Origin of the sequence: Mycobacterium sp. GA-2829, from assembly GCF_001499965.1 — a bacterium.
Classification (GTDB): domain Bacteria; phylum Actinomycetota; class Actinomycetes; order Mycobacteriales; family Mycobacteriaceae; genus Mycobacterium.
On record NZ_LQIT01000068.1, the window covers coordinates 1 to 9,542 of the forward strand.

At 70.2% G+C, this 9,542-nt stretch carries 13 protein-coding genes; 5 read left to right on the forward strand and 8 right to left on the reverse strand.

Features of this window, described 5'->3' with window-relative positions; all coding sequences use genetic code 11:
• Positions 1-137: 137 nt before the first annotated feature.
• On the reverse strand, positions 138-761 hold the full coding sequence (locus AU194_RS28525; protein ID WP_059092623.1) for a superoxide dismutase: 624 nt from the start codon (positions 759-761) through the stop codon (positions 138-140).
• A 126-nt stretch (positions 762-887) separates the two neighbouring features.
• Positions 888-1,046 carry a hypothetical protein gene (locus tag AU194_RS32340; protein ID WP_197417772.1) on the reverse strand — a complete coding sequence of 53 codons (159 nt, stop codon included), beginning with the start codon at positions 1,044-1,046 and terminating at the stop codon, positions 888-890.
• Positions 1,047-1,614: 568 nt separating this feature from the next.
• Here AU194_RS32340 and AU194_RS28530 point away from each other — a divergent pair.
• From AU194_RS28530 to AU194_RS28540, 3 genes are read left to right on the forward strand one after another with little or no spacing between them, the layout of a single operon-like run.
• A complete protein-coding gene (locus AU194_RS28530; RefSeq protein WP_059092624.1) occupies positions 1,615-1,956 on the forward strand; it encodes a rhodanese-like domain-containing protein in 342 nt (113 codons plus the stop codon).
• Between the two features lie 22 nt (positions 1,957-1,978).
• Positions 1,979-3,001 (forward strand): DUF4328 domain-containing protein, encoded by a 1,023-nt coding sequence (locus tag AU194_RS28535; protein WP_059092625.1) that lies wholly within the window; start codon positions 1,979-1,981, stop codon positions 2,999-3,001.
• Positions 3,002-3,006: 5 nt separating this feature from the next.
• Positions 3,007-3,840 carry a glycerophosphodiester phosphodiesterase gene (locus AU194_RS28540; RefSeq protein WP_059092626.1) on the forward strand — a complete coding sequence of 278 codons (834 nt, stop codon included), beginning with the start codon at positions 3,007-3,009 and terminating at the stop codon, positions 3,838-3,840.
• Here the strand turns inward: AU194_RS28540 and AU194_RS28545 are convergent.
• From AU194_RS28545 to AU194_RS28560, 4 genes are all read right to left on the reverse strand, one after another.
• On the reverse strand, positions 3,837-4,382 hold the full coding sequence (locus AU194_RS28545; protein ID WP_059092633.1) for a ferritin: 546 nt from the start codon (positions 4,380-4,382) through the stop codon (positions 3,837-3,839). The genes AU194_RS28540 and AU194_RS28545 overlap by 4 nt on opposite strands.
• A 108-nt stretch (positions 4,383-4,490) precedes the next feature.
• Positions 4,491-5,420 (reverse strand): LCP family protein, encoded by a 930-nt coding sequence (locus tag AU194_RS28550; RefSeq protein WP_059092634.1) that lies wholly within the window; start codon positions 5,418-5,420, stop codon positions 4,491-4,493.
• A gap of 143 nt (positions 5,421-5,563) precedes the next feature.
• Positions 5,564-6,343 carry a CPBP family intramembrane glutamic endopeptidase gene (locus AU194_RS28555; protein ID WP_059092627.1) on the reverse strand — a complete coding sequence of 260 codons (780 nt, stop codon included), beginning with the start codon at positions 6,341-6,343 and terminating at the stop codon, positions 5,564-5,566.
• Between the two features lie 10 nt (positions 6,344-6,353).
• Complete coding sequence (locus AU194_RS28560; RefSeq protein ID WP_059092628.1) at positions 6,354-7,166, reverse strand: DUF2470 domain-containing protein; 813 nt, start codon at positions 7,164-7,166, stop codon at positions 6,354-6,356.
• 99 nt (positions 7,167-7,265) lie between these two features.
• Between AU194_RS28560 and pheA the strand changes: the two genes are divergently transcribed.
• Positions 7,266-8,195, forward strand: coding sequence for a prephenate dehydratase (gene pheA / locus AU194_RS28565; RefSeq protein ID WP_059092629.1), 930 nt, complete (start codon positions 7,266-7,268; stop codon positions 8,193-8,195).
• Positions 8,192-8,878, forward strand: coding sequence for a histidine phosphatase family protein (locus tag AU194_RS28570; protein WP_059092630.1), 687 nt, complete (start codon positions 8,192-8,194; stop codon positions 8,876-8,878). Before pheA ends, AU194_RS28570 begins: the two co-directional genes overlap by 4 nt.
• 1 nt (position 8,879) lies before the next feature.
• Here AU194_RS28570 and AU194_RS28575 read toward each other — a convergent pair whose 3' ends face one another.
• Positions 8,880-9,071: a hypothetical protein gene (locus AU194_RS28575; protein WP_059092631.1), complete on the reverse strand. Its 192-nt coding sequence runs from the start codon at positions 9,069-9,071 to the stop codon at positions 8,880-8,882.
• Between the two features lie 46 nt (positions 9,072-9,117).
• Positions 9,118-9,468, reverse strand: a complete 351-nt coding sequence (locus AU194_RS28580) for a metallopeptidase family protein (RefSeq protein WP_059092632.1) — start codon at positions 9,466-9,468, stop codon at positions 9,118-9,120.
• Positions 9,469-9,542: the final 74 nt, after the last annotated feature.

The window sequence follows — 9,542 nt, forward strand, 5'->3', positions numbered from 1 at the left end:
CCCCCCCCCCCCCCCCCCCGCCGCCCCCCCCCCGCGCGCCCCCCCCCCCCCTCCGTGTTCTTCCTGGTGGCCGCTGCGCCCCCCGGGGGGCGCCCCCCGCCCCCCCCCCCCCCCGCCCCTGTAGGACAGGTCTGGCGTCAGCCGACGATGATGCCGCTGGCCGAGCTGGTGGCCTTGGCGAACCGGTTCTGCACGTCTTCCCAGTTGACGACGTTCCAGAAGGCCTTGACGTAATCGGCCTTCACGTTCTTGTACTGCAGGTAGTAGGCGTGCTCCCACATGTCGACCTGCAGCAGCGGGATGATGCCCAGCGGCACGTTGCCCTGCTGATCGAACAGCTGGAAGGTCAGCAGCTTCTGGCCCAGCGTGTCGTAGCCAAGCACGGCCCAGCCGGAACCCTGCAGTCCGTTGGCGGCGGCCGTGAACTGCGCGCGGAAGTTGTCGAACGACCCGAACGCGTCATCGATGGCGGCGGCGAGCTCACCGGTCGGCTTGTCGCCACCGTTGGGGGAGAGGTTCTTCCACCAGATCGTGTGGTTGACGTGGCCGCCGAGGTGGAAGGCCAGGTTCTTCTCGTTGAGGAAGATCGCCGAGTGATCCCCGGACTCGCGGGCCTCCGCCAGTTTGGCCAGCGCGTCGTTGGCGCCCTTCACATACGTGGCGTGGTGTTTGCTGTGGTGCAGTTCGTTGATCTGCCCCGAGATGTGCGGTTCGAGGGCGCCGTAATCGTAATCAAGATCGGGCAAGGTGTATTCAGCCACAAGATTCCTCTCTCAGCAGTGATTGATGGAGCGCGACATCCTCGACATCGATGTCAACCTTGCTCCATGGCAGCGTGCACCGCAAGGATGCACGTCCCTTTACATCAATACCCGACCGGGAGGCGGTCAGAACAAGACGATGGCCGCGAGGATGGCGAGGAGGACCAGCGCGATGACGCCGGCGCGCAGACACGCGATCAGTTGGCTGCGGGTGTACACATTCGCCGATGCATGCCACTCCGACGGCGGCATGGCCGAACCGCCACCCATCGAACGAGACGCCATCAGAGTCTCCTGACCTGCAGTTTCAAACTTCAAACCCCCAGTGAGACTTATCACACCAACCCCTTGTGACGCCGATCATAACGGTTGGGGCAGAGCGAAGGAAATCAGGTCTCCTGACGGGCTGCCGACGTGTGGTCGGCCGAGGTCAGGGCAGTCCACGCCGCTTGTGCGCACCGGCGGTCCGGGTTCGGATCGCGGTGAGGCCAAGTGGTCGGCAACGCCCGCCAGGCCCCGCCGCGAGACGGTGTCGCGACGACTCCGGCGTGTCGAAGCGGCGAGACGGGCCGCCGCTGGCAGACTCGAGCGACGCGCTTCCAGCGCCCGGCCGGACATCCGGATTAGTGCCGCTAAGCATTTCGCTCGACGCTTTCGTTACCGGCATGTGACCTTTGCGCATACTCCCGGTTTATCCACAGTTTCACGGCGCACGCGACCCGCTCAACGAGCACATATTCCCTCGACTCCCGATACGGCCTGTGGATGAACCTGTGGAAACTGTGGATAAATCCGCGATTGCTGTCTGCCGAGGGGTACGCCGAGTCGGCCGCGGCGTGTCAGCATGGGAGCCATGGACGACGTCGAGGTGCCGCAGGCTGACGTGGCCGCACTCCCCACCGCGTTCGACGGGTCGGCGTTGCTGCTCGACGTGCGCGAACACGATGAGTGGCGACAGGGCCATGCCGCGGACGCCCTGCACATCCCGATGGGTGAGGTACCCGCGCGGCTCGGCGAGATCGATTCCGACGCCACCGTCTACGTGATGTGCCATGCCGGCGGCCGGTCGCAGCGCGTCGCGCAGTACCTGGCCCGCAACGGTTACCGCGCCGTGAACATCAGCGGCGGCATCCTGGCCTGGTCGGCCGCGGGCCGCCCGATCGTCACCGACGACGGTGGCGCCGGGGCCGTGTGACCAGCGCCGCTAGGCTGGTCGGATGATCCAGGTGTGTTCCCGCTGCGGAACGCGGTGGAACGTGCGCGACCGCGAGCGGCAGGTGTGCCCCCGCTGCCAGGGCACGCTGATGGCGCCGTCCGCCCCGCCCACCGTGGGCGCGGAGTGGAGCGCCCGCCAGGCGGCGCCCGGTCCCGCGGGCGCTCCGCCACGCATCCCTCCCGGCTACCGCTGGATCGCGGTGCGCCCCGGGGCGCCGCCGCCGGCCCGCCCGCCGCGCCCGCCGCTGGGCCCGACACCGCGCTATCCGATGATCCCGCGGTGGGGGCTCGTCGAGCACTTCGACACCGTCGACGAGACCGCGGCCGCGGCCCGGGTCGGCCCGTCGGCGTCCGCCGTGCACAAGACGCTGATGGTGACCGCGGGCGTGCTCGGGGCGGCCGCAGCCATCCACGCGCTGCGCTATCTGCTGCTGCTGGTCAACCGCACGGTCCTGCTCAACCCGATCGTGGCGGGGGTGGCGACCTGGCTGGGTGTCGCGCTGAGCGTCGTGGCGGCGTTCCTGGTCGTCGGCAGCATCGTGCTGCTCACCAACTGGCTCGTCGCCCGCCGCGGCGCGGCGTACCACTTCCGGGGGCAGACCGACCCGCGCGATGCGCTACGGCTGCGGTTGGGCTGCCTGACCCCGTTCGTGAACCTGTTCTTCGCACCGGTGTACGTCCTCGAACTGGCCGGTGTCGAGAACCGGACGTCGGCGCTGCGCAAACCGATCATCGTGTGGTGGATCCTGTGGGTGCTGAGCACGCTGGTGTCGGTGTTCTCGATCGCCACGAGTTTCACCACCGATCCACAGGGCATCGCGGACAACACGATGGTGACGACGATCGCGTATCTGATGGCGCTGGGCACTCTGCTGGTGGCGCACCGGGTGGTGTCCGGGTTCGAACAGGCGCCGGCCTCGCGTCCGGTGCACCGCTGGGTGATGGTGCCCGACGACGGACCCGCGGCCCCCGGCAGCCAATCCGGCCGTCCGGTTGAGCCCAGCGGCCAGAACCCGGCAGCATAGGGCTCATGAACCCGGATGGCGGCGCGCTCGACGGCGGTCATCCCTTCGTCGTCGCGCATCGCGGAGCGTCGGCCGACCGGCCCGAACACACCCTGGCCGCCTACGAACTCGCGCTCAAAGAGGGCGCCGACGGCGTCGAATGCGATGTCCGGCTGACCCGCGACGGGCACCTGGTGTGCGTGCACGACCGGCGGGTCGACCGCACCTCGTCGGGCACCGGTGTGGTCAGCGAGATGACGCTCGCCGAACTGCGCGCCCTCGACTTCGGGTCATGGCACGCCAGCACCCGGCCCGGGGCGGGTGTCGACGTCACCGGACTGCTCACACTGGAACAGCTGGTCGAGCTGGTGCTGGACTGGAACCGGCCGGTGAAGATGTTCATCGAGACCAAACACCCCGTGCGCTACGGCGCGCTCGTGGAGAGCAAGGTGCTGGCGCTGCTGCACCGGTTCGGGATCGCGGCCCCGGCCTCGGCGGACCTGTCGCGTGCGGTCGTGATGTCGTTCTCGGCGGCCGCGGTCTGGCGGATCCGCCGGGCCGCCCCGATGCTGCCGACCGTGCTCCTCGGCGAGACCTCGCGGTATCTGGGCGGCAGCGCCGCCACGACGGTCGGGGCGACCGCCGTCGGGCCGTCGATCATGACGCTGCGCGAACACCCGGAACTCGTCGACCGGGCCGCCGCCCAGGGCCGGGCGATGTACTGCTGGACCGTCGACCACTACGAGGACGTGCGGTACTGCCGCGACCTCGGGGTGGCCTGGGTGGCGACGAACCACCCCGGCCGCACCAAGGACTGGCTGCAGAACGGGTTGACCGGCGCGGCCGGTACCGACCGTTAGAGCGCGCCGCCCGCGGCGCGCGGAGCCGTCGCGTCGGCGCCCGCGCTGTGCAGGTCGCGCGCGACGAAGTCCTCGAGGTGGAAGAGGTTCGAGCCTGCGCGTTCGGCGATGCGCACCAGCGTCGTCATCTGCGCGACCTCCTCGACCTGCTCCTTGAGGAACCACTGCATGAACTGCTCACCGAGGTAGTCGCCCTCCTCGCGGGCCACGCTGGCCAGCCGGCTGATCTGCTCGGTGACGGTGCGCTCCTGGTGCAGCGCCAGCGCGAGCGCGTCGCGCGGGGATTCGAAGCGGTTGCACACCTCGTCGACGCCGGGGATCTCGACCTCGACGTCGCGGTCGAGCAGGTACTGCACGAGCATCATCGCGTGGTTGCGCTCTTCGACCGACTGGCCGTAGAAGTGCTTGGCGAGCTGCGGCAGGTCCGCCCCGTCGAAGAACACCGCGATCGCGATGTATTGCTGCGCGGCGGTGAACTCGCTGCGGATCTGCTCGAGAAGGAGTCCGTGGAACTTGGTGTCGAGTGCGCCGGATGTCGTCATGGTGGCCACGATAGAGCAGGTCAGAGGGCATTGTCAGCGAAGGTCAACCTTACTGAGGGAAGGTTCTCCTAAGCTGTGACCCGAATTGTGTGACGCCGATAACAAAAGTTACGGAGTTTGCTCCAGCACGTCGGCGGGTACCGGCGTGTCCTCGGCCAGCGCCTCGAACAACCGGCCCGCGGCTTCGGAGTCCCAGACGACGACCGCGCCGGAACCTCCGGAGGTGAACTCGCCGATCGGCACCGTGGTGGTGGTGAGGTCGCCGCGCATCGCCCAGCCGAGCCGGGCGAGATCCCACACATGGGCGCCGCTGTCGACGGTCAGCGCGCCGCCTGCCGCCCGCGCCATCGGATACCAGCGCAGTGGGTTGAGCAGGACGGCCGGGCTCACCGCGCGGTGCAGCAGCGCCGACATGAACTCGCGCTGGTGGGTCATCCGGTCGAGGTCGGCGCGCGGGGTGGCGCGGGTCCGCACGAACCCGAGTGCGGTGGGGCCGTCGAGCTCCTGACATCCGGCGGGCAGGTCGATCCCGGCCAGCGGATCGCTGATCGGTTCGGTCGGGCACATCTGCACCCCGCCGACGGCGTCCACCATCGCGGCGAACCCGTCGAACCCGACCTCGGCGTAGTGGTCGAGGCGCACGCCGGTGGCCTGTTCGACGGTCTGCGCGAGCAGCGGCGCCCCACCGAGCGCGTACGCGGCGTTGATCTTGTCCTCGCCGTAACCCGGGATCGGGACGTAGGAGTCGCGCGGGATCGACACCATGGTCGCCGGGGCGTCGGACATCAGCCCGGGCAGGTGCACCAGCATGATCGTGTCGGTGCGGCCGTTGCCCACATCACCGCCGGTGGCCAGCTCGGCCTGCTGCTGTTCATCCAGGTTGGCCCTGCTGTCGGAGCCGACCAGCAGCCAGGTGGTCCCGCGGCCCGCGGCGGGCCGGTCCGGGTAGGCGGTCAGGGCGGGGATGCGCTGCAGCGACGTGTCGACCCAGACGGTCAGCCCGACGAGAACGACGGCCAGCACCAGCAGGACGGTCAGCACGATGCGGCCCCAGTGCCGTTTGCGGCGGCCGGTACGCGGGATCGCGGCGGATCACCTGCGGCGGTTCCCGCGGGGTGTCCGGCCTGCGCGGACCGGGCCTGCCGCCATTCGGGTTCACAGGCAGAAATGTACGTGCCGAATCACTGCAGCCAGCCCAGGCGCCCGGCCAGCAGCGCGTAACCCACGAAGGCCACCGCGTCGATCAGCGCGTGCGCGATGATCAGCGGCCACAGCCGTCCGGTCCGGTGCCAGACGTAGCCGAACACCAGCCCCATCGCCAGATTGCCCAGCCCGGCGCCGAAGCCCTGGTAGAGGTGGTAGGCGCCGCGCAGCACGGCGGCGGCGACGATCGCGACCATCGGGTTGACCCGCAGCTGCCGCAGCCGGGTCAGCAGGAACCCGACGACGATGATCTCCTCGGCCCAGCCGTTGGCGAACGACATCGCCAGCAGCACCGGGATCCGCCACCACGTGTCGTACAGTTCGGCCGGTTCGACCGAGGCGTTGATGCCGATCAGCCGGGCCACCTGGTAGAGCGCCAGTCCCGGCAGCCCGATCAGCGCCGCGAGCCCGAGGCCGCCGAGCAGGTCGGGGCGGATCCGTGGGCGGGCCAGGCCGATGTCGGACAACCGCAGGCCGCTGCGCCAGAGCAAGTAGAGGCCGAGGGCGCCCCACGCGGTGAGCTGGAAGACGCCGGCGAGGTTCAGCCCGAGGTCGATCAGGTCGAAGGTGGATCGGCGCGGGTTGAGCGCCACCACCTGTCCGGAGAGTCCGAGCAGGACGGATTCGAGTAGGCGCAGCAGCGCGGTGTAGGCGCTGAGGCCGAACGTGACGGCGAGGACGACGGCGATCTCGATCCGCACCGCGCGGCGCTGTCCGTCGTCGAGCAGGTCGGGCAACGTGGCGGGCGGGCGGCTCACCGCCCATACGCTAGCCGCCCGGGTGTTCGCGGCGGCGGGCCTGCAGCCCGTTGAGGAACGGGCAGCCCATGAGCACGCGGATCGCCTGGCTCAGCCCGGTCACGTCTTCGACGGGTTTGCCGAACGGCAGCCGCACGTCGTGGTCGCCGTCGCTGGCCTCGACGCGCAGTTGGACGCCGTACCGGTCCAGGCCCAGCGGGCGCACCCGGCCGCGGCGCATGGCGGCAGGCAACCGGCCGGCCAGGCGGTCGACGACGTCCTGGTGTGCGGACTCCATGTGCTGCAGCCAGCACGACTCCATGGCGCAGAAGGGGTCGGGGCGGGCGGCCAGCAGGGTGCCGACGGCGACGGACTCCGCGCCCGTCGCATCGGCGACCACCACCGACTCGATCTCCAGCCGCATCAGCGTGTACTGCCCGTCATCACCCGAATTGACCTGCAGCAGAGCTGGATTCGGATCGACGCTGGCGATCAGGTCGAGTAGTGCGGGCACGTCGGCGCGCGGTACCGCATGCACCCTGCCGCGGATCCACACCAGGGAGCGCACGGGTTCGCGCAGCGGCAGCGGTGCGTAGTCGGTCATCTCGAGGACGGCCTGCACGCCCGCGGCGCCCGCGGCGGCGGCCTGCGCGGGCAGCGGACCGTCGGCGGGCGTGGTGATCGCGAAGGAGCCGTCGTCGAGCAGGTGATGAACGGGGGTGCTGACCGGGTCGACGCCTTCGACGGCGAGCATCGCGCCGCCGCCGCGGGCACACGCACTGCGGATGCGCTCGGCCGTAGAAGGCCCAGTGGGTGCCGCCGTCGTTGTCGGAGTCTTGGCCATTGCTGCCGCCTTTCCCGGTTGGTGAGGTAAGCCTTACTTAACCTTGGCGGCGTGGGTCGCGCAAGGCTTTCCCGCCGATCCAGCGGATAGGGTTGTGACGTGCCGCGCATCGCCTACCTCGGTCCCGAGGGGACGTTCACCGAGTCGGCACTGCTGCAGATGGTGTCTTCGGGTCTGATCCCCGGTGCCGACCCCGACGTGACGCCGGTTCCGTCCGACAGCACCCCGGCCAGTCTGGAGGCCGTGCGCTCCGGGGACGCCGATTACGCGTGCGTGCCGATCGAGAACTCGATCGAGGGGTCGGTGCTGCCCACTCTCGACAGCCTCGCGCTGGGGACGCCGCTGCAGATCGTCGCCGAACTGACCCTCGACGTGTCGTTCAGCATCGTCGTGCGCGCCGACCACGACGGTGACGTCGCCACCGTCGCGGCCTTCCCGGTGGCGGCCGCCCAGGTGCGGCGCTGGCTGTCGGCGAATCTTCCTGCCGCACAGATTGTTCCGGCCCAGTCCAACGCCGCCGCGGCCGCCGATGTGGCGGGCGGTCGCGCCGACGCCGGGGTCAGCACCGCCCTGGCCGCGCAGCGCTACGGTCTGCGCAGCCTGGCGTCCGGCATCGTCGACGAACCCAACGCCCGCACCCGGTTCGTGTTGGTGGGGCGTCCCGCGCCGCCGCCCACCCGCACCGGCGCCGACCGCACCTCGGTCGCGCTGCGGTTGGCGAACACGCCCGGTGCGCTCGTCGCCGCGATGACCGAGCTGTCCATCCGCGACATCGACCTGACCCGCATCGAGTCCAGGCCCACCCGCACCGAACTGGGCACCTACGTGTTCTTCCTCGACTGTGTCGGCCATCTCGAAGACGATGCGGTCGCCGAGGCACTCAAGGCGCTGCACCGTCGTTGTGAGGATGTGCGATTTCTGGGTTCTTGGCCGACCGGGTCGGCGGCGGGTGCGCCGCCGCCGTCGAGTGACGAGGCGACACGCTGGTTGACGCGGCTGCGCGACGGCCGCGTGGAGGACACCCGATGAGCGGGCGGCTGGTACTGGTCCGGCACGGGCAGTCCGAGGCGAACGTCGAGCGCCGGCTGGACACCCGGCCGCCGGGCGCCGCGCTGACCGACCTCGGGCGGGAGCAGGCGCGCACGTTCGGCAGCGGGCTGGTCCGTCCGCCCGGGCTGCTCGCGCACTCGCTGGCCCGCCGCGCCGCCGAGACCGCCGCCGAGATCGCCGCATCCGCGCGGCGGGATCCGGTCGAGTTCGACGGTCTGCACGAGGTGCAGGTTGGCGAGCTGGAGAACCGCTCCGACGACGAGGCGATCGCCGAGTTCGAGTCGATCTACGCACGCTGGCAGCGCGGCCACCTGCATGTCCCGATGCCCGGCGGCGAGACCGGCGACGAGGTGCTCGACCGGTACGTGCCGGTGCTGACGCAGCTGCGCATGCGCTACCTCGACGACGACGCCTGGCACGACGACATCGTGGTGGTCAGCCACGGCGCAGCGATCCGGTTGGTGTCGGCGGTACTGGCCGGGGTCGAGGCGAGCTTCGCGCTGGACCACCACCTGGCCAACGCCGAAGCGGTGGTGCTCACGCCGGTCACCGACGGGCGGTGGAGCTGTGTGCAGTGGGGCAGCCGGACGCCGCCGTTCTACCCCGAACCCGGTGTGGACCCGGTGCGCGACGCGCTCGAATCCGTCGACCCGATGGGCTGAGTCAGATCACGGCCCGCACGTCGGCCTGACCGCACTGGCAGCCGACCGCCTCGCAGTCGATGCGGAAGGTGTGCACCACCTCTGGAGTGGTGCAGTCGTCCTCGGTGCACTCGATGCGGTGACGGACGTGGTGGATGACAGTGCCGTGGCAGTGCTCGAGCCGCGCCCGACACTCCCGGCACTGGATGCTCATGGACCCCGTTGTAGCACTCCGCGCCGACGAATGGCGAATGCCGCGCTCAGGCCCAGCCGAGTTCGTGCAGGCGTTTGTCGTCGATGCCGAAATGATGGGCGATCTCGTGGATCACGGTGATCGCCACCTCCTCGACCACGTCCTCGTCGGTATCGCAGATGTCGAGCACCGCGTGCCGGTAGATCGTGATGGTGTCCGGTAGCGCACCGGCATAGGTGTGATCGCGGTCGGTGAGCGCGATGCCCTCGTAGAGCCCGAGCAGGTCGGGTTCTTCGGGGTGCCGATCCTCGACGAGCACCACCACGTTGTCGATCGCGGCGGCCAACTTCGGCGGGATGAGGTCCAGCGCATCGGAGACCAGTTCGTCGAACCGCTGCGCGCTCATCCGGACGGGCACTACGGCCCCGGCGGAGGCGGCGGAACCGGTTCGACCGGCGGCGCGGGGGGGGGGGGGCGGCCCGGCGCGGGTGC

Excerpts from the sequence above, each read along its gene's own strand:
- AU194_RS32340 (WP_197417772.1), bottom strand. The coding sequence starts at position 1,046 with ATGGCGTCTCGTTCGATGGGTGGCGGTTCGGCCATGCCGCCGTCGGAG.
- AU194_RS28530 (WP_059092624.1), top strand. The coding sequence starts at position 1,615 with ATGGACGACGTCGAGGTGCCGCAGGCTGACGTGGCCGCACTCCCCACC.
- AU194_RS28535 (WP_059092625.1), top strand. The coding sequence starts at position 1,979 with ATGATCCAGGTGTGTTCCCGCTGCGGAACGCGGTGGAACGTGCGCGAC.
- AU194_RS28540 (WP_059092626.1), top strand. The coding sequence starts at position 3,007 with ATGAACCCGGATGGCGGCGCGCTCGACGGCGGTCATCCCTTCGTCGTC.
- AU194_RS28545 (WP_059092633.1), bottom strand. The coding sequence starts at position 4,382 with ATGACGACATCCGGCGCACTCGACACCAAGTTCCACGGACTCCTTCTC.
- AU194_RS28560 (WP_059092628.1), bottom strand. The coding sequence starts at position 7,166 with ATGGCCAAGACTCCGACAACGACGGCGGCACCCACTGGGCCTTCTACG.
- AU194_RS28570 (WP_059092630.1), top strand. The coding sequence starts at position 8,192 with ATGAGCGGGCGGCTGGTACTGGTCCGGCACGGGCAGTCCGAGGCGAAC.
- AU194_RS28575 (WP_059092631.1), bottom strand. The coding sequence starts at position 9,071 with ATGAGCATCCAGTGCCGGGAGTGTCGGGCGCGGCTCGAGCACTGCCAC.